General features: G+C 59.9%; 19 protein-coding genes and 1 tRNA gene. 5 read left to right on the forward strand and 15 right to left on the reverse strand.

Features of this window, described 5'->3' with window-relative positions:
• On the reverse strand, positions 1-545 hold a 545-nt coding region (locus V3W31_09470; GenBank protein MEE9615155.1), incomplete at its 3' end, for a protein-L-isoaspartate(D-aspartate) O-methyltransferase.
• Between the two features lie 61 nt (positions 546-606).
• Positions 607-1,359, reverse strand: a complete 753-nt coding sequence (gene surE / locus V3W31_09475) for a 5'/3'-nucleotidase SurE (protein ID MEE9615156.1) — start codon at positions 1,357-1,359, stop codon at positions 607-609.
• Between the two features lie 113 nt (positions 1,360-1,472).
• Between surE and V3W31_09480 the strand changes: the two genes are divergently transcribed.
• The 3 genes from V3W31_09480 (at position 1,473) to V3W31_09490 (ending at position 4,007) form a co-directional block, all read left to right on the forward strand.
• Positions 1,473-2,438, forward strand: coding sequence for an alcohol dehydrogenase catalytic domain-containing protein (locus V3W31_09480; GenBank protein MEE9615157.1), 966 nt, complete (start codon positions 1,473-1,475; stop codon positions 2,436-2,438).
• Positions 2,428-3,273, forward strand: a complete 846-nt coding sequence (locus V3W31_09485) for an alpha/beta hydrolase (protein ID MEE9615158.1) — start codon at positions 2,428-2,430, stop codon at positions 3,271-3,273. Before V3W31_09480 ends, V3W31_09485 begins: the two co-directional genes overlap by 11 nt.
• 116 nt (positions 3,274-3,389) lie before the next feature.
• Positions 3,390-4,007: a methyltransferase domain-containing protein gene (locus V3W31_09490; protein ID MEE9615159.1), complete on the forward strand. Its 618-nt coding sequence runs from the start codon at positions 3,390-3,392 to the stop codon at positions 4,005-4,007.
• A gap of 18 nt (positions 4,008-4,025) precedes the next feature.
• On the opposite strand, the gene V3W31_09495 is transcribed toward V3W31_09490, so the two are convergent.
• The 13 genes from V3W31_09495 to V3W31_09555 all read right to left on the reverse strand — a co-directional run bounded on the left by V3W31_09495 (position 4,026) and on the right by V3W31_09555 (position 16,803).
• A complete protein-coding gene (locus tag V3W31_09495) occupies positions 4,026-4,910 on the reverse strand; it encodes a metallophosphoesterase (GenBank protein MEE9615160.1) in 885 nt (294 codons plus the stop codon).
• Between the two features lie 5 nt (positions 4,911-4,915).
• Positions 4,916-6,322: a Si-specific NAD(P)(+) transhydrogenase gene (gene sthA, locus V3W31_09500; protein ID MEE9615161.1), complete on the reverse strand. Its 1,407-nt coding sequence runs from the start codon at positions 6,320-6,322 to the stop codon at positions 4,916-4,918.
• Between the two features lie 31 nt (positions 6,323-6,353).
• Positions 6,354-7,973 (reverse strand): Na/Pi cotransporter family protein, encoded by a 1,620-nt coding sequence (locus V3W31_09505; protein ID MEE9615162.1) that lies wholly within the window; start codon positions 7,971-7,973, stop codon positions 6,354-6,356.
• Between the two features lie 12 nt (positions 7,974-7,985).
• Positions 7,986-9,338 (reverse strand): hypothetical protein, encoded by a 1,353-nt coding sequence (locus tag V3W31_09510; protein ID MEE9615163.1) that lies wholly within the window; start codon positions 9,336-9,338, stop codon positions 7,986-7,988.
• An 83-nt stretch (positions 9,339-9,421) separates the two neighbouring features.
• On the reverse strand, positions 9,422-9,973 hold the full coding sequence (locus V3W31_09515; protein ID MEE9615164.1) for an FMN-binding protein: 552 nt from the start codon (positions 9,971-9,973) through the stop codon (positions 9,422-9,424).
• A gap of 70 nt (positions 9,974-10,043) precedes the next feature.
• The gene (locus V3W31_09520; GenBank protein MEE9615165.1) at positions 10,044-11,390 is read right to left on the reverse strand and encodes a porin; all 1,347 of its coding nucleotides are present in this window, start codon (positions 11,388-11,390) and stop codon (positions 10,044-10,046) included.
• Positions 11,391-11,456: 66 nt separating this feature from the next.
• A complete protein-coding gene (locus V3W31_09525) occupies positions 11,457-12,095 on the reverse strand; it encodes a PepSY domain-containing protein (protein MEE9615166.1) in 639 nt (212 codons plus the stop codon).
• 123 nt (positions 12,096-12,218) lie between these two features.
• On the reverse strand, positions 12,219-12,881 hold the full coding sequence (locus tag V3W31_09530; GenBank protein ID MEE9615167.1) for a metal-dependent transcriptional regulator: 663 nt from the start codon (positions 12,879-12,881) through the stop codon (positions 12,219-12,221).
• Between the two features lie 12 nt (positions 12,882-12,893).
• On the reverse strand, positions 12,894-14,870 hold the full coding sequence (feoB, locus tag V3W31_09535) for a ferrous iron transport protein B (GenBank protein MEE9615168.1): 1,977 nt from the start codon (positions 14,868-14,870) through the stop codon (positions 12,894-12,896).
• A 136-nt stretch (positions 14,871-15,006) separates the two neighbouring features.
• The gene (locus tag V3W31_09540; protein ID MEE9615169.1) at positions 15,007-15,450 is read right to left on the reverse strand and encodes a transcriptional repressor; all 444 of its coding nucleotides are present in this window, start codon (positions 15,448-15,450) and stop codon (positions 15,007-15,009) included.
• 49 nt (positions 15,451-15,499) lie between these two features.
• Positions 15,500-15,575, reverse strand: a tRNA-Gly gene (locus tag V3W31_09545).
• A gap of 82 nt (positions 15,576-15,657) precedes the next feature.
• Entirely contained in the window at positions 15,658-16,236 is a 579-nt protein-coding gene (gene pgsA, locus V3W31_09550; GenBank protein MEE9615170.1) for a CDP-diacylglycerol--glycerol-3-phosphate 3-phosphatidyltransferase, read from the reverse strand.
• The gene (locus V3W31_09555; GenBank protein ID MEE9615171.1) at positions 16,237-16,803 is read right to left on the reverse strand and encodes a lytic transglycosylase domain-containing protein; all 567 of its coding nucleotides are present in this window, start codon (positions 16,801-16,803) and stop codon (positions 16,237-16,239) included.
• 132 nt (positions 16,804-16,935) lie between these two features.
• On the opposite strand from V3W31_09555, the gene pabB reads away from it, so the two are divergent.
• Together pabB and V3W31_09565 are read left to right on the forward strand one after the other, a co-directional pair.
• Complete coding sequence (gene pabB / locus V3W31_09560; protein ID MEE9615172.1) at positions 16,936-18,399, forward strand: aminodeoxychorismate synthase component I; 1,464 nt, start codon at positions 16,936-16,938, stop codon at positions 18,397-18,399.
• Complete coding sequence (locus V3W31_09565) at positions 18,396-19,307, forward strand: aminotransferase class IV (protein ID MEE9615173.1); 912 nt, start codon at positions 18,396-18,398, stop codon at positions 19,305-19,307. Before pabB ends, V3W31_09565 begins: the two co-directional genes overlap by 4 nt.
• The last annotated feature ends 34 nt before the right edge of the window (positions 19,308-19,341 follow it).

Raw genomic sequence — 19,341 nt, forward strand, 5'->3', positions numbered from 1 at the left:
CCTTTAGCGGTCCTCGTGACCCTCACAAGCTCCTGGACGAACTCCCCTCCCACGGGAATGATGAGCCTCCCTCCGGGCGCGAGCTGCTCGACGTATGTTTCGGGTATCTCCGGCGAGCCGGCCGTTACTATTATCCCGTCGAAGGGGGCCTCCCTGGGAAGTCCAAGGGTGCCGTCGCCCACCTCTATGACAACGTTCGTGCAGTGGAGTTCGTCGAGGAGCCGCCTGGCGCGCGAGGCCAGGGTGGATATCCTCTCTATGGAGAAAACACGCTCGGCGACGAGCGCGAGCACGGCGCACTGGTAGCCCGAGCCCGTACCCACCTCGAGCACCTTTTCCGTGCCCTTGAGCTTAAGGGCCTCGGTCATGTAGGCGACTATGAAGGGCTGCGAGATGGTCTGCCCCTCGCCTATGGGAAGCGGGAAGTCGGCGTAGGCCTGGGATTCGAGCCCTTCCTCGACGAAGAGGTGCCTCGGCACGGCACCCATAGCATGAAGCACCTCGGGCTGCTTTATCCCCCGGGGGACGAGCTGGGTCTCCACCATGTTGCGCCGGGCCCTCTCGTATATGTCTTTTGTGTTTAGCTTCGTGGCGCCCTCCCCCCCTTTAAAATTTCCAGCGCTTGAGCCCCCTTATAGCGGAGTGGTTGGTCATGTCGAGGTGTACCGGTGTTATGGAGACGCAGCCTGCCGCCACCGCGCGGAAGTCTGAGTCCTTCCCTCCCCTCCACTCGATTATCTCCCCGCCTATCCAGTAGTACTTTCTGCCTCTGGGGTCGACCTTCTCGGTCACGGTATCCCCGAAGGTACGCTTGCCCTGGGTGGTTATGCGGTAGCCCTTTATTTTTTTTACCGGCGGCACGTTCACGTTAAGTAGCGTATCGGGAGGAAGCCCCTTTTTTAAAACCCTCTTTACGACCCTTACTGCGAACTTTGCCGAGGCGGTGAAGTCGAATTTTTCCCGCGCGACGAGAGAGATAGCGATAGACGGGACGCCGAGAAGCGTCCCCTCCATGGCCGCCGACACCGTGCCCGAGTAGCTTACGTCCTCGCCGAGGTTGCCGCCCTTGTTGATGCCGGAGACGACAATCGAAGGCTTCCGCGGAAGTATCCCGCCGTTTATCGCGAGGCTCACGCAGTCGGTGGGCGTGCCGTCCACGGCGTACTGGTTCGGCCCGACCCTCTCGACCCTCAAGGGACGGTGGAGCGTAAGGGAGTGGCTGACCGCACTCTTCTCCCTGTCCGGGGCGACGACGTACACGTCCCCGAGCGGTTTCAAAGCCCGCGCGAGCTTCCTTATCCCCGCCGAGCGTATGCCGTCGTCGTTGGAGACGAGTATTATATCTTTTTCCTTTGCCATATGGTTGCCTCGGATGGTGTGGTTAAACTCAGATACTCTACACCAATACCGGGGACAATTCAACCCTGGATATGCGGGGGGTAAAATGTTAAAAAGGCCGTAAGGGTATGACCATGCGCGCGCTCGTATTCGATAAAGATCTCAGGTTCATTGAAGACCACCTTGCCCCCGCTGCGGCGGACGGCGAGGCGCTCGTGCGGGTCACGCTCGCCGGCATATGCGCCACGGACCTGGAACTCGTAAAGGGCTACATGGGCTTTAAGGGGGTCCTGGGCCACGAGTTCACGGGTGTGGTGGAGGAGTGCGCGGACCCGGCGCTCAAGGGTAAGAGGGTCGTCGGAGAGATAAACGTTCCCTGCGACAGGTGCGGCCTCTGTAAGAAGGGGATGGGCAACCACTGTCCGGAGCGGACCGTACTCGGCATACTCGGGCGTGACGGCGCCTTCGCCGAATATCTAACCCTCCCGGAGAGGAACCTCCATATCGTGCCGGACTCGGTCACGGACGAGGAGGCCGTCTTTACAGAGCCCCTTGCCGCAGCCTTCGAGATAATAGAGCAGGTTGATCTCGGCTTCAACGACAGGGTCTGCGTCCTCGGTGACGGAAGGCTCGGGCTTCTCGTGGCGCAGGTGCTGTCGCTAACGGGCTCAGAACTTCTGGCAATCGGAAAACACCCGGACAAGCTCGAACTACTCGGCATGTTGGGGATACGGACCGCGCTGCTCGAAGAGTTCAGCGAGATAAAGAAATCATTCGATATTGTTGTTGATTGTACCGGCAGGGCCGGGGGGGGTGGGGGGCTTGAGATGGCGATCTCGCTCGTTCGCCCGAGGGGCACGGTCGTACTTAAGACCACCGTGGCCGAGTCGGGCCCTATAGACCTTAACCGGCTCGTCATAGACGAGATAACCGTCGTGGGTTCCCGCTGCGGGCCGTTCCCCCCGGCCATAAGGGCGCTCGAAGAGGATAAGGTCGACGTGCGGCCGCTAATTAATAAAAGATTCCCGCTTGAAGACGGGGTCGAGGCGTTTAAGTACGCCGCAACTCCGGGGGTACTGAAAGTGCTCCTTGAGAGTTAATAAGAACGTGCTCTGGACCGTCGTAAAGATAGCGCTCGCCGCTTCGTTCGGCTACATCATTTTCATAAACCTCTACCTCTACTTCTTTCAGGAGAGTTTTATTTTTTTAGAGATAAAGGCCACGGAAGAAAGCGTCGGGAGCGTCAGGGAAAAATTCCCCGAGGCCGAGGAGGTGAGAATAAAAACCCCGGACGGGGTGACGCTCCACGGGTGGTTCCTTAAGAACTCCGAAGTTGGGAAAAAAAGCTCCCCTCTCCTCCTCTACTTCGGCGGGAACGGCGAGGAGGTCAGCTGGAACCTCTCGGATAGGGAGCTATATAAGGGCTGGTCCATGGCGCTTATCAATTATAGAGGTTATGGCCTTAGCCAAGGAAGCCCCGGCGAGAAGGAGCTTTTCGACGACGCGCTCCTCATATACGACCACTTTTCCAAGAGGGAGGGTATAGACAAAGAAAAAATCGTGGCCATGGGCCGGAGCCTCGGCACGGGAGTGGCCGTGCATCTCGCCGTGGAGAGGCCGCTTAAGGGCCTGATCCTCGTCTCGCCCTACGACAGCATTGTGAGTGTCGCGAAGGGCCACTTCCCGTACGTGGCGGTCTCCACTCTCTTAAGGCACCCCTTCGACGCCCTCTCGCTCGCGCCTTCTGTAAAGGCCCCTATGCTGGCCCTTGCGGCCCGGGACGACACAATCATCCCTCCAACCCACTCCGAGCGGCTCGTCGAGAGCTGGGGCGGGGAGCATACGTTCCACGTAATCCCCGGTACCGACCATAACGAGATAGCGCTTACCGAAGAGTACCGGAAGAGTATAAGGGAGTTTCTGGCTGGCCTGTAGAAAATTTTTCAGTTGACTAACCCTGGTTTTTCTGTTTGAATTTTCTAACGCCGCTTGACTCCGCCGCGCCATCTTAGGAGCAACGGGATAAAGTCCAAAGCGAGGGTTGACTTCTTATGCTGCAGCAGAATAAAGAGCTCATCGAGATTATCGCGAACTGCATCGACGTTCCCGAACCCATATACGAGTTCGGCTCCCTCCAGGTGGCCGGGCAGGAGGAGTTCGCCGACCTGCGCCCCTACTTCCCGGGCAAGACCTACGTCGGCTGCGACATGCGGGAGGGGACGGGCGTTGACCTGGTGATGGACGTGCACTCGCTTGATACCGAGTCCGGCTCGGTGGGGACCGTCATCTCCATCGACACCCTCGAACACGTCGAGAGATTCTGGACGGCCGTTGAGGAGTTCCACCGGGTGTTGAGGCCCGACGGTCTGCTAGTCCTGACCTCGGTCATGAAGTTCGGCATCCACGACCACCCCCACGACTTCTGGAGGTTTACCCCCGACGGTTTCAGAAGCCTTACCCGTAACTTCGCCACGCAGCTGGTCCTCGGCGTGGGAGAGCCGGGCTTTCCGAAAGTCGTGGCGGCGGTATGCTTCAAGGGGGAACGCTCTCCTGAGACAACGGAGAAGCTCTCAAAAGAGTTCGGGGTCTGGAAGGAGAAGTGGGACAGGAAGATAGTGACGAGGAAGTCGCTTATGGGGAAGATCAAGAGGGCCTTTGGGTCTTCCTGAGGGGCACCCCCACCCCCCCTACCCAAGCTCCACCACCGCAACTTCGGGCAAGGCGTTCAGGCGGATCGGGGCCAGCAGGTTCCCAACGCCTCTTGTTATATAGGTCTGGCGCTCGCCGTCGCGGACGAGACCGGCCCGGTACTTCTGACCGCTATTGGATGGGATAAACGGCGCACCGAAAAACGGAAGGCATATCTGCCCACCATGGGTGTGGCCCGAGAGCACCAGGTCCACCCTCTCCTTAAGTAGATCTATCTCCTCGTTCACGTCCGGGTTGTGGCTAAGTAAGACCCTCACCCCCTCCTCATCGACACCCTTCATCGCCTCTATAATCGACCCGCCGTGCCAGTAGTCGTCTATGCCGAGGAGGTCGATCTTATCATCGCCTTTCTTAAGCGCCGTGCTCTCGTTCCTCAGCCACCTCACCCCGAGCCGCTTGGAGAACTCTTCGGTTATCACCCCCAGCGCCTCCTCCCCGCTCCAGAACTCGTGGTTCCCCAGCACCCCGAATATGCCCATCGGCGCCTCAAGGGTTGAAAACGCCTCGATGCATTGGTCGAGATACTTTCTATCGAAACCACCGACAGAAGAAGATAAAAGCTTCGTCTCTCCCGAGATAAAGTCCCCGCCGAGGACGATAAGGTCGGGGTTCTCTCCCATCGCAAGGCGCGCGGCCTCGGCTATAAGACCCTTGCTCACTATAAAGGACGAATGGATGTCGCTAAGGAGGGCGATTTTGAAACCCTTGAACACGGGCGGTAGGTTCGGGAGCGTTACGGGAACGCGCGTCAGCTCTATACCGTATGAGGTCGTGTTATAAAAGCCCTTCCCCGCGAGCCCCACTACCGCGAGCCGGGTGCCGTACCTTAAAAACTGCCGCCTCGTCAGGGATGGAAGAACCACGGCGCCTAAAGCTTATTCAGCCCGTTCATGGCGGCCTGCTTGTAGGCGTCCGAGAGCGTGGGGTAGTTGAAGACGACGTCCTTGAAGTAATCTATCGTCCCGCCGAAGTTCATCACCGCCTGCCCGATGTGTATGAGCTCGGAAGCCCTCTCGCAGACGATGTGCACGCCGAGGAGTTTCCTCGTCTCCCTGTCGAATATGAGTTTCAGCATGCCGTGGACGTCGCCGCTTATCTGCCCCCTGGCCACCTCGTGGAAGAAGGCCGAGCCGGTCTCGTAGGACACCCCCTTTTCTGTCAAGGCCTCTTCGGTCTCGCCGACCATGGATATCTCCGGGATGGTGTATATTCCGTAAGGGAGGTAGCCGGGTATCTCGCAGGTGACCCCCTCCCTTTCGAACGCATGGCATACGGCCCTCCGGCCCTGCTCCCTGGAGGTGGATGCAAGCGAGGGAAAACCTATGACGTCGCCAACGGCGTAGATGTGGGCGACCGGGGTCTGGAAGGCCCCATTCACCTTGAGGAGGCCCCTCTTATCCGCCTCTATGCCTACCCTGTCGAGCTTCAAGGCGACGGTGTTGCCCACCCTCCCCATGGTGTAGAGGAGTTTTTCCGTGGCTATGACCTTGCCGCTCTTGAGCGTCGTTACCACCCTGCCGGGCTTTTCTTTTTTTATTTCCACGACCTCTTCGCCGAGCCTCAGGGTTATGGCCGAGTGCCTCATCCAGTACATGAGGCTCTCGACTATCTCCCTGTCGGCGAAGCCGAGAATCTCAGACCTCTTTTCGACGAGCGTAACTTTCACGCCGAGGCAGGCGAATATGCAGGCGTATTCGCAGCCTATCACCCCCCCGCCAACCACCGTAAGCGAGCCGGGGATCTTGTTCAGGTCGAGTATGGTATCGCTGTCGTAAATATCGTCTTCCTCGAACGGCACCCCCGGCGGCCTGGCAGGGCTGGTGCCGGGCGCGAGCACGATTACCTCCCCACGGAGTTCCTCACTCCCCCCTTCCCCCCCTTCCCCCCCCTCGGGGGTACTGACAAGGAGGGTATGCGGGTCTTTGAACGAGGCCTCGCCGTAGACCACCTCGATATTATTCCTGCTCAGCTGGTCGATTACGACGCCCATCTGCTTGCGTATGACTTCGCTCTTCCTGTGGATGAGCTCGCCGAGGGCTACGTCCCTGCCGAGCGTGCACTGAAAACCCAGGGCGGCCCTCTCCTTGAAGGCGGCGAGGAAGACGGCCGTCTCGCGGAGCGTCTTGCTCGGAAGGGTGCCGGTATGCAGCCCGGCCCCGCCTATATAGGGACTGCGCTCTATGACGGCCACGGACTTGCCGAGCTTCGAGGCCTGCACCGCTGCCTTCTCCCCACCGGGACCTGAGCCTACTATGAGGACGTCGTAGTTCTTCATGGACATATTATAGCCTGTAACTTAAAGAACGCTACTCCTTGCGCTCCCGTTCGACAATCTGGTAGGCGACGTTGGTTATGTAGGAGTTTATCCTCTTTAGATTCGAGAGGACGTCGAGGTGTATGGAGCTCGTATCCATGGACTCCTTGAGCCCCCTGTGAAGCCTCTCGATGTGCGCCTCGCGCATCTCTCTCTCAAGCCCCGCGATCTTTGCCTTGTGGTCCAGGAGGCGCCTTGCGAGCTCCGGGTCGCTCGAAGTGAAGGCCGCCACCCCGAGCTCGAAGTTCTCCATTACCTTCGCGTGCAGCTCGGCTATCTCGCCCGTCCCCTCCTCCGAGAACGAGTGCTGCTTCTTTATCTTCTTCCTCGCGAGGTCCATAAGGTTCTTGTCTATCACGTCCCCTATGTTTTCGAGGTTGTTTGTGAAGGCCATTATCTCCAACTCGCGCCGCACCTGCTCCTCGGAGAGGCTCTCCCGGGAGAGTTTTGCCAGGTAGAGCTTTATCTCCCTGTCGAGGAGGTCCACGTCGTTATCCGTCTCTTCGAGCTTTTCGACGAGGCCCTTATCGTCCCTTTTGAAGACCTCTATGGAGGAACGCAGCATCTCCTGGACGATATCGGCGAGTCTTAACGCCTCCCTCGTGGCCTGCCCGAGCGCGAGCGACGACGAGGTCAGGACCAGCGGGTCGAGGTACCTGGGGCCGAACCTCCTTTCCTCGACCCTCTGGGGAAGAAGGTACTGCACAAGACGGGTAAAAGGCCCGGTGAAGGGCAGGAACGTCACGGCTATAGCTATGTTGAAGACGGTGTGCGCGAAGGCGACCTGCCTTGCCGGGTCCGAGCTCACCGCGGCCACGAGGTCCGTAAAGACACCGAGAAAGGGCAGGACGATTATGACGCCGAGCACCTTGAATAGTATGTGCGCGAGCGCCACCCTCTTCGCGTCCACGGGCGCACCCATGCTCGAAAGGACAGCCGTGGAGCAGGTGCCTATGTTCGCGCCGAGCACTATGGGCATTGCCGCGTCTATGGTCAGGACCCCGGAGTGCGCGGCCGTTATGGCCAGCCCGAGCGTGGCGGCGGAGGACTGGAATACGGCGGTAAGGAGGGCGGCTACTATTATGCCCGCCAGCGGGTCGCGGCCGACGCCGAGGATAATCTCGCCCATGACCGGGTCTTCGGCCAGCGGCGCAAACGCATCCATGAGTATCTTAAGCGAGAGGAATACGAAGCCGAAGCCGAGAAGCACGTGCCCCCCTTCCCTGAGCGGCCCGCTCCCGGCCATGAAGCGAATGGCCAGGCCCACGCCTATCATCCCGACCGCGTAGTCGTATACCTTGAAGGCGAGGAGCTGGACGGTGAGCGTGGTGCCTATATCCGCGCCGAGTATGACGCCCATGGTCTCGGCAAGGCCCATAAGCCCGGAGCCGACGAAGCCCACGAGCATTACGGTCGTCGCGCTCGAGCTCTGCATGAGCGCGGTTGTGGCCGCGCCCACGGCCACGCCCTTAAAGCGGTTATTCGTGGCCGTAAGGAGAAAGCCCCGGAGCTTCGCTCCGGCGGCCTTCTGCAGCCCCTGCCCCACGACCTTCATGCCGTAAAGCAGCAGCATTATGCCGCCGAAGAAGCTGAGTATGGTCAGTGAAGTCATTCTACCGTTATATTACACCCGGTTACGGTTTTCCGCAAGAGGGCGCCCTCCCCCCCCCTCCCCCGGCCCCCCAGCCGCCCGGCCGGCCGCCAGGTACAAGTAGGATAAAACACCCACTTTCACAAACCACAAGAGCCACAGGTACTGATATAAATGCCAGAGATGATAGTTTAAAATAAGAAACAGACAGATACAGACCGCCGCACCCTTAACGTTAAAGAAGGAGCGATCCCCCCCCCCGCCGCCGCCCCCCGACACCGGATGGGCGATTACGAACGGCACCATCAACAGCAGATCCTCGGAGATACCCAGATAGGGCAGAAACAGGAGTAGCAGGGCGAAGAATGCGACCGCGTGCTGCCTTTCCGTAAGCCTCTCGTTTAAGACGGTACGCGCCCGCGGGTGGAGATGTCTTGCGAGGGCCAGAAGGCCGGAGACCAGGCCACCCGCAATGACCACGGTCTCGGATATGCCCGCTGCGGCCCCATCGCCCAGCAAGGGTGCGTAAGCGGCCCTGAAGGTACTCTGCCTGAAAAACGCCAGCTGTATATAGCCCTCGGGCAGTCCCGGCTCGAGGTACAGGGCGCACTGGGCGAACCAGTCGGTCAGGAGTCCGGGGCCGAACACAAGCACCAGCGATGCCACCGACAGGAGTAGTAAAGCGGCGGACAGCACCGCTTCGTAGACGTACCCGAAGATCAGCAGCAGCATTATACCGGCCGCCGCGTACGGCATCTTAAGCGAGAGGAGCAGCACGAGCGGAAGCACCAACCACTTGCGTATCGGCCTGCCGGCCTTTCCGGCCTCCATCATCTCCGCGAACATAAGGAGCATCGCGCCGCACGCCATCAGGGAGCCCTGGCCGAGCGAAATGGCCAACTGCATAAGGAACGACGTCATGATGATGATCATGGCGACTATGAGTATCCCGAAGGCGCCACGCTCCCGCGCAACGAGAAAGGCGCCGCTTTTTACGAGCCCTACGGCGAGCAGCGCCAGAGAAGCGGACACCCAGAGCGTACTGGCAAGCGCAACGTCGACCCGGGCCGCGAGTACGAACGGCAGCCACAAAACGAGCGCCGTGGGAGTGACGGCCACGGGCATCACGAAGTGCGCCTCCCTGCCGAAGAAGGCGTCTATCGCGGCCTTCTGGGCCTCGAAGCCGTATATGGTCGTTATCTCCCCGGCCCAGAAGGCCTTGACGATTATCAGGTGGTAGATGAAGTCGGTGATACGCACCGTCCCCTCTTCCGGGAACATCAGGGCGTAGACATTAAGGCTTACGTAGCGGTGGACGAGGACGGTCAAGGCGGCAAAGGAAATCAGCCCGGCCGTCCACCATAATATCCGGGGTGGGGTATTCATGGAATGGCCCCATCATACCCCCTCGTTGGAAGTTGTGCAAGGGGTGTCCCCTTTTTGCTTGAGGGCGCGGATTATAATTCCCCCTACTCCTCAAGCCTCGGCCTTAAGACCTCGAACGCCGCCAGCGCCTTCTTTACCCCCCTTGTGACGGCGCGCACCGAAAGAGTAGCGCCGCTTATGTTCTTTATGTCGCGCCTGGGCCTTATGGGGTCCTCAATGGTCTTCCCCTCGAACTGCTTCCGCCAACGGGGGTTCTCTATCTCGTAGCCGTGGGATTCCCTGAAGACGAGTATGTCCACGCTCTTTACCTTACCGTCCCGGTCCATTACGACCATAAAGGTTATCCTCCTGGTCTTGCCCACCTCGTTGGGCACGGTCGCGTAGCCGAGCGTCCTCCCCTCCTTTCGGGCAATATGGAAGGAGATACTCTTTTTGAAGTACTTCCCCTTTATAAGCTCCTCTATCCGCTCCCTCTCCCCGGGGGATATCTTGAGCCTCTTCTTCTCAATCTCCGCTCCGGGGAAGGCACGCTCCAGCACCTCCTGCTCGGTCGCGTACTCGCGCACGGCCGCGGCCGCGGCGTCCGGCGCCGCGGCCGCGAGAAAGAAAGCCAGCAATAACCCTGAACCGCGCACCCGTGCCTCCTTAGTACAAAAGCCCCTATGGGGGGAGCTTCACCACCCGCCGCTTATGCTCCCCCCATGCCTAAAACCAGTAACCTACTCCGAGGTTGAACTGGTCCGCCGCCTTGATCGTGGATGAGTCGTTGTCGCGGTCCTGGTAGTCCAACTTGATGACAATATTCGGATGGGGCTTGTAATCAAGCCCGATCGTCAGGACCTCCACGTCGTTCTTGCCGTCGGCCGTAAAGCCCGAGGCCACCTCGTCCTGCGTGTCGTACTCGGAGTAGCGGGCGAAGAGCGCGAACTCCTGTTCGCTCTCCGGGAATATAAGGCCCAGCAGCCTAAAACCGCCCTCGACGTACCAGCCGTACATCTCCTCTCCCACGGCCTCGGCGTTGGCGGTGCTTACCTCGTACGCGTCGTCCAGATAGACGTGCGCGTACTGGCCCTTGAAGTCGAACTGCCAGATGCTGGCCTGGACGTCGCCTTCCAGGATGGTAACGGTGGCGTCGCCGTAGGCGTCGTCGTTCTGGCTCGTATCGCCCCAGAAGAACGAGCCGCCTATCTTAAGCCCCGGGAGGCCCGTGTATTCGAGCCTTCCGGTAAGCGCGAGGTCCTCGGCCCTGGCCTTCGAGACCTTCTGCCTTCCGCCGCGCAGGCCGCTCGAGGCGCTAAAACCCGAGGCGTCGAGGCTTGAGACGCCGTAGAGCCTGTAGTTGAGCCCGGGCAGGATCTCGCCGTATATGCCCACGCCGGCCTCCCACCAGGTGGTGGGTATTATCTTCTTGTCCATATCCGGGCGCTCGACGCCGTAGAAGGTCGGCGGCTCGTGCGTCTCGTTCATGATGCCCACCGGCATGAGCATCAACCCCGCCCTCACGTTTATCCGCTTGGAGAGCATGAAGTCCAGGTAGGCCTGCTCGAGCTCGACCTCGCCGCTCTTGCCTTCTCCAGAGAGGCTGTGCTCCAGCTCGACCTCCGAGTCGAACCTTATCCAGTCGTTTATCTCGTGCGAGAAGAAAAGCACGAAGCGGTGGAAGTCTATGGAGCTGTCCTTGTCCTCGCTCTTGTAGTCGTTATAGTGGAGCTCGCCGTAGCCGCCTATGGTGGTGCGGTCGAGGAACTCGAAACCCCTGTCCCTTATGGAGGCGACCTCCTCGCGGAGCTCCTCCATCTCCTGCTCGCTCTCCTCCATCCGGCTTACGGCCCTCCTTATCGTCTCAACGTCCCTGTCGCTCGCCTTGAGCGCTTCTATCTCGCTCTTAAGCTCGCCGACCACCTCCTCCTTGGCCTTCAATGCCTCGACCTCCCGCATGAGCGCGTCGATCTTGCGCTCGAGCCTCTCGATGTCGCTCTCGGCCATTGCCGCGGAGCACGGAAGAAGCAGCATAAAAAACACCGCCGCCGCCCCGGTTAAAAGTACCCTCATAGCTTCCCTCCCTCCGTTCTTCTTTTGATATTGATTATCATTTTCATTGGCGTCTCAAAAAATTTTTCAGCCCGACGTTACCTCCTTCCTAAGCCCCTCGATCCTCGTGATAAGCTTGTGCATGCTCGCATCCAGTTCCTTCAAGTGCCCCTCTATCTCGGAGGCGTCCCTTCCTATCGAGGCGCCGTCGCCGTGGGCCTCCTCCACGTGATGGAGGACGTGTTCCGAGATGTCGTGGAGGGTGGCGGCCCTCTCCAGAAGCCCCGTGGCCGCCTCCTTCACGCTCCTGAGCTGCTCGCTCCTCTCTAAGACGACCTCCTCGAGGGCGTCCTCGCCCACCTCCGAGGCGCTCGCGCCGGTCATCCTGCGCCTCTTGAGCCAGATATACGGCCCGGTAAAAGCCAGGGCGACGAGCACGGCCCCCATAAGGTCCAGGAACAGGCTGACCTCGCTTCCGAAGAACCTGCCCGCGTGAAACGCCGTAAGCACCCTTCCCCAGGTGGGGGGCTCGTCGGAGAACTCCCCCCCCTCCCCCCCCTCGCCTCCCCCGTATAGCCATAGCACGAACGAGCCCTCGGCATAGCTCTCATACAGCGCAAGCCCTTCCCTGTGGTTCAGCAGGAGCCCCGTAACGGTAATGACCAGGACCAGGGCCACCGATATGAGCCCCGCCATCCTGTGAAGTTTTTGGACACTTTTCAGCATTCTCGTGGCCCCCCCCCCGGCCGACCCGGCTCATCTTCCCGCAACGGCCCTGACAATCATGATATTGAATATCATTTTCAATAGACTCCGCCAGATGTTCCCGGGGGGGCAGCCCGGCCGGACTCAGCCGCCCCTTCTTACGTATATCTCCCGGGCTATGTCGGGGTCGAGAGCGAGGGTGGTCTCGCCTATCTCTATGACGAAGGCGGGATGCTTCTGGTGAAGCCTGATCCTGCTTCCGGGCACGAGGCCCATTGTGCCGAGCTTGTCGAGCCTCTTATGGGTGCGCGGGACGATGAACGTTATCCGCCCGCTCTCGCCCACACTGAGCTCGCTTAGCGCCTTTACCAGCGGCTCGACCGTGCTTCGGGTCCTGTTGCAACAATCCCCGCGCGGGATGGGAAGGCCGTGCGGGCAGGCCGGGGGATGGCCCAGAAGCGTGCAGATACTTTCGGTGACCACGGCCGAAAGGGAGTGCTCGAAGCTGCAGGCGTGCTCCTCGATGCTCCCCTCCTCTATGTCGAGCACCTCGGAGAGAAGGAGCTCGGCGAGCCTGTGCCTCCTTATGGCCTCGCGGGCAAGGCCCTCCCCCTTGTCGGTAAGGCCGACCGCGTCTCCGTCCAGAGAGAGAAGCCCGGAGACCTCCATCTCTTTAAGCGTCTCGGGGCCGGCCCCGGTCTCGGCCACTTCACCCACCTGGAGGAGTTCGGTGACGGAGTCGCTCCCCCTCTCCCTCAATGTCCACACGAACTCGAGTATCTCGGCTACTACTTTTTCTTCCGGCATCTCTCCCCCTCTCTACAAGGAAACTTTCAAGGACCTTAATACCTGATTGAGCACCGCGCCCACAAGGAGCGCGAACGGGAATATGAAGGCCGCCATCCAGAACGCCGCCTTGATACCCCTCTCCTTTACTATCATGAAGAAGTTCGCTATGCACGGGACGAAGAGCGTCATCGTGACTAGGCTCACCACTATCTGTATGTTGTCCAGAAGCCCGTCCTTCTGGAGCGCGAAGAGCCCGGCGGCCCCGTAGTCCCTCCGGAGGAACCCTATAAGGAAGGCCTCGGTGGCCTTGGACGGAAGGTCCAGAAGCCCCACGATAACCGGGGCGGCTAAAACCTCTATGGCCTTCAAAAGGTCCAGCCGGTCAAGGACGAAAAGAACGAGCGTGCCGAGAACAAAGAGCGGGACCGCCTCCTTCAGGTACCACTCCACCCTTACCATGGTCTTAAGCGCAATGTTGGAGAGCTGCGGCATCCTTATGGGCGGTATCTCGAGAATGAAGTCCGAGGTCTCCCCCGGCAGGACGCGCGAGGCGAGATAGGCGACGATAAAGAGGACCCCCACCACCACTCCCGCCCACCAGAGCATCGCCGTAAACGATACCGAGCCGAGCATGCCGAGTATGACGCCGAGCTGGGCGGAGCACGGCACGCCTAGAGCGAGGAGGAGCGTCACTATGACCCTCTCCTTCTTCGTCTCGAGTATACGGGTCGTCATGGTAGCCATGGTGGCGCAGCCAAGCCCCAGCACCATCGGGAGCACGGCCTTCCCGTTAAGGCCCATCATCCTGAATACCCTGTCCACCATGATGGCAAGCCGGGGCAGGTAGCCCGAGTCCTCGAGGAAGCTGAAGAAGATGAAGAAGTAGCCCACTATGGGGAGCACTATGGCCACCGCGTATGTAAGCGCCATGGTCACTACCCCGTACGGGCCCACGAGGAGGTCCTGCAGGATCTGCCATGGTATGAGGGCCTCGGCGACCCTAGTGACCCAGGGGTTCAAATACTCGCCGAAGACCACGCTCTCGAGGAAGTCGACACTCGTCCCGGCCCCGAACACCCCCACGAACTCGTACATGAAAGTCAGGACCACCGCGAGGACCCCCAGCCCCCACACCGGGTGCATGGACACGCGCCCCAGGAACTCCGTAACGCGGCCGCCCGTAAACGGCTCCTCGCGCATCACCTTCCTGACGATGTTGTCCGCCGCCCGGAGCCTCTCCCGGTTTATGACGTAGCCCACGGGCTGCGAATAGCGTCCCTCTATACGCGAGCGTATCTCCCCTATCATCTCCACCCCGGCCGGATCGACGTTCTCGTAAAGCCAGTTGTCGAGCGTGGCGTCGCCGGAGAGGAGCATTACGGCCACCGACCTCTTCGATATGCGGCACTCCGGCAAAAGCGCCTCTATCTCTCCGAGCCCCTGCTCTATGAAGGCCGGGTAGCGCAAGTCGGTTTTGGAGCCTTGGCTCTTGAAGACACGCTCCTTTACCTTCTCCACCCCCCACCTCTGTGTGGCTATGGTGGGCACGGCCTCGAGGCCGAGTTCCTTCTCGAGCCCCTCGGTATCCAGGTGTATGCCCCTCTGCCCGGCCTCGTCGTACATGTTGAGGGCCACGATCACGGGGAGCCCCATCTCAAGCAGCTGGACCGTTACGAGGAGCCCCCGCCTCAGGTTCTTCGAGTCCACCACCTGAAGGACCGAATCGACGTCCTCGGTAAGGAGTATGTCCCTCGTGACCCGCTCGTCCTCGGAGGTAGGCACCAGGCTGTTTATCCCCGGGCTGTCCACCACCCGGACCCTCTCGTCCTTTATCCACGCCGTGCCGCGCGAGACCTCGACCGTGGTGCCCGGGTAGTTGGAGACCGTGGCGTACTTGCCCGTAAGCACGCCGAAGAACACGCTCTTCCCGACGTTCGGGTTGCCGACGAGTACGAGCCGCCTGGCGTCGTCTTTCGGGTTCTCTTTTTCGCTGCCGTGACCGTGCATAGGCTAAATGATATTGAAATTCACTTTCAATGTCAAGGGAAAAAATTTCCGCCACCCCATCGGGGCGGCTGTCCAATCGGAGCGGCTTCGAAGTTGCACGGAAAACGGTTTATTACCGTCCGCCGGCCTTACGTCTTCAGGCGCAGTCCCTGCAGTAGCCGTAGAGCTCGAGCTTGTGGTTCAACACCTTGAAGCCTAACTTCTTCGCCGTCTCGGCCTGAAGGTCTTCGATTTTCTTGTTGTGGAATTCGACTATCATGGAACACTTGATGCAGATTATGTGGTCGTGGTGGCCGTCCTCGGGCAGGTTCTCATAGCGGGTCTGGCCGTCGCCGAACTGCCTCTCCAGCGCCAGGCCGCTCTCGGTGAGGAGTTTCATGGTCCTGTAGACCGTCGCGTACCCCACAGACGAGTTCTTCCTCTTGACTCTCTTCAAGAGCTCTTCCAGACTTATGTGGGTGGTGGTCCTGAAGAAGGCGTCGGCTATGCGGTCGCGCTGGGATGTGGCCTTCAGCCCCTTCTCCCCGAGGTACCCCTTGAGCTTTTCCATCCTCGCATTTACGGTGGATTTAACTGACACACGCCCCTCCAGATAAAAATACAGAGGCCGGAAGGCCTCTCAAGTTTGATGGAGCGGGAGACGGGATTCGAACCCGCGACCCCAACCTTGGCAAGGTTGTGCTCTACCAACTGAGCTACTCCCGCGAACCGTTATGGGTTGCTATGGTATTACTAAACGCATGCCGTTGTCAAGGGGCGTGTGACGATAATAAGAAGGTGCAAGAGCTTACTCCGGCGTTGCCGTGCGCCCCGCACCCCTGAAAAACTTAACGAAGTAGTCCACCCCCGACCAGATGGTAAGCACGAAGGCGATCCAGAGGAACACGGTGCCGATCCCATGGAAGTCCACCCCGAAGAAGGGGTAGTGCATAATGAGCGGGACGAGGCACGTTATCTGGGCCACGGTCTTGACCTTCCCGAACGTGCTCGCGTCGATCACGACCCCCATGTTGACCGCCACGGTCCTCAGCCCGGTTACGGCCAGCTCCCTCATTATTATCAGGGCCACCATCCAGGCCGGTACGCGGTCGAGCGGGATGAGCATTATGAAGGCGGTGACTATGAGGAGCTTATCGGCAAGCGGGTCGAGGAACTTTCCGAGAGGAGTCACCACCGACATCTTCCTCGCCAGGTAGCCGTCGAGCCAGTCGGTAAGGCAGACGACCAGGAAGATGACCGACGCCATGGCGCTCAGGACCTCCCCCGGCGAAAGAAGCATGAGTACCAGCAGAGGCGCGGTCGCTATCCTTACGGTAGAGAGGATGTTGGGCAGGTTCCATAGATCTTCCTTCCTGCCCTGGAGCATTTAGCCTCTCGCCATGTACTGTTTGTGGTAACGGAGTACCTTGGCCACGTAAAGGCGGGTCTCTTTGTATGGCGGGACTTTACCGTACTTGCGCACCGCCGGCGCCCCGGCGTTGTATGCGGCCAGGGCAAGACGGACGTTCCATTTGAACTTATCCAGCATCTTCCTCAGGTACTTCACGCCCCCGTCGATGTTCTGGGAGGGATTGTGTACGTCGCTTACACCCATCTCCTTCGCGGTATCGGGCATAAGCTGCATGAGCCCCCTCGCACCCCTCCTGGATACGGCATTGGTGTCGAAGTTGGACTCCGCCTTTATGACCGCCCTTATAAGCTCTTCGTCCACGCCGTACCTGCCCGAAGCTTTCTTGATGGCCCGCTCGATGGAGGTGTCGACGTTGCCCCTCGATCCCCTCTCGCGCATGAGAAGCTTGAACTTGGAAGAGGTCGGGACGTTGGTTATGTGGACGACACCGTTCTCGTCGGTGTAGGAATAGATGTCCGCTGCGGCCGGGACGGGCACGAGGAGCGGCACCATAAAGACGATTATGTAGGGCAGAACTCTCATATAGCTTGACCTTGGCCTCTAACCATCGATTTTATAACGTAATTCTTAAAAGAGCAAGGGTTTTTTTACAATACCCTCCCCTCATTCGACCTTGACCGGCAATAGAAAAGGTTATAAATTAAAAGGATGCGCGTGGAGTCGATAAAAGGGGTCTCCCCCGAGGAGGCCTTCCGGGCCATAAGGGGGAGGCGCAATCCCTTCATAGTCTCGGGCGGACCACTAAAGGGAAGGAAGGGAGAGGGGGGGGGTAAAGGGAAAAGATTCTCCTTTGTCTCGGCCGAGCCTTTTTCCGTGCTCACCTCCGAGGCCGGAGGGACGTTCGTGGACGGTGCGGGAAAGGGGGGGGAAATGGAAAAAGATTTCCTCTCCGCCCTCTCGGAACTGCTGAAAAGGTACCGTCCCGACAAAAAAAGTCTCTTCCACTTCCCCTTTAATGGCGGGGCGGTGGGCTACTTCTCATACGACCTGAAGGACTTTATCGAAGGGCGTCCCGGAGGGACGTCCCGCAAGCCCGCCTCCGCTGAGGCCACGGACGGCGTGCCCCTTGCCTATCTGGGTTTTTACGACCCTGTCTTCGTCTACGACCATAGTGAAGCGGAAGGATACCTCGTGTCCGCGGAAACGCCGGGTATAGCGGGACTAAGGGAGCGGTTCGAGGAGTTCAAGGAAGTTCTCGCCTCCCCCCCCTCACCCCCCTCCCCTGCCCTGGCCGGGCCAGGGGAAAAGGGGGAAAAAACCCTCTCCTCCAACTTCATGAAGGAGGAGTACATAGCCGCCGTAAAGAAGGCAAAGGAGTATATCTCCGCCGGAGACATATACCAGATAAACCTTTCCCAGAAACTCTCGGTCCCCTTCTCCGGGGACCCTTTCGAGCTCTACCTGGCCCTCTCGCGGCACGGCGCGGGGCGCTTTGCCTCCTATATGGAGTTCGACGGCTTCCAGATAGTATCGAACTCCCCGGAGCGGCTCCTGAAGATAGCGGACGGCCTTATAGAGACCCAGCCCATAAAGGGCACGAGGCCCAGGGGGGCCACCCCGGAGGAAGACCGCGCCCTGGTGGAAGAGCTCAAGAATAGCCCGAAAGAAAGGGCCGAACACGTAATGGTAGTCGACCTCGAAAGAAGCGACCTCGGCAAGGTCTCGGTCGCCGGCACGGTAGAGGTGTCGGAGTTCGAAGCCCTGGAGACCTACCCTCACCTGCACCACATGGTATCGACCGTTACCGGAAGGCTCCGGCCGGGGGTTGGACCGGCAGAGGCCTTGAAGGCCGTCTTCCCGGGCGGGTCGATTACCGGGACGCCCAAGATAAGGGCAATGGAGATAATAGACGAGATCGAACCCGCACCGAGGGGCATCTATACGGGTGCGATGGGGTGGATGGACACAGGCGGCGGGATGGACCTCTCAATGGCCATAAGGACCGCGCTCTGCAAGGACGGGACACTGCATCTGAGCGTCGGGGGAGGCATAGTCGCGGACTCGGACCCCGAGGCCGAGTACGAAGAGACCCTGCTAAAGGCTAAGGACTTCCTGAAGGTCCTCGGCCTGCTGCCGGAGACTGCCCTGGCGGGCCACCCCGCTACCCATAAAAGATGACCGGAGAAAAAGAAAAACTCTACCTGAACGGAAGGTTCGTCGCGCCCGAGAAGGCCATGGTCTCGGTCTTCGACAGGGGCTTTACATACGGGGACGCCCTCTTCGAGACCATGAAGGCCTACAACGGGCGGGTATTCCTCCTGGAAGAGCACCTCGAGAGGCTCAAGGCCGGAGCAAAAACCGTTAATATCCCCACCGACGCGCTAAGCGGGATAGAGGGCAAGCTAAACGAACTCCTCACCCTGAACGGACTTACCGGCCGGGACGCCTCCGTCAGGATAACCCTCTCGCGGGGGGTCGACTACGGGGGGTACGCGCTGCCCGAGAGGACCGCCGCCGCCCCCCTCCCCCCCCCCCCGACCGTTCTGATGACCGCGAAGGAGGTGGATACCGGGCTTGTGGCCCTGTACCGGGAGAAGGGGATAAGCGCGGTGTCGCTAAGGGGACGGGGGCCCGCCGTAAGGGGTGTTAAGAGCACGAACTTCCTGCCCAACATACTCGGCAAGGCCGAGGCCCATAAGCGCGGGGCGGTCGAGGGGATATTTACCGAAGAGGACGGAACGCTTATAGAGGGGACGGCCGCCAACATATTCATCGTGGCGGACGGGACCATAAAGACGCCGCCGCTCGGCACGGGGTGCCTTCCCGGCATAACCAGAGCGGCGGTTATCCGCCTGGCCGAAGAGGGGTCCGTACCGGTAGTCGAGGCACCCGTCTCGCTCGACGAGCTTCGGCAAAGCGACGAGGCGTTCCTTACGAGTTCCATACTCGAGGTCGTGCCGCTTGTAGAGGTCGACGGCGGGAAGATAGGCAACGGCAGGCCGGGCGGGATAACGCGGGCCATTCAAGAGGCCTATGGTAAAAAGGCCTCCGGGGGACGGCTTGACTTTAAGCCGCGGACGGCTTGACTTTTCCGGCGGATGGCGATATATTTTTTAGATG

Source organism: Thermodesulfobacteriota bacterium (assembly GCA_036482575.1).
GTDB lineage: Bacteria > Desulfobacterota > GWC2-55-46 > GWC2-55-46 > JAUVFY01 > JAZGJJ01.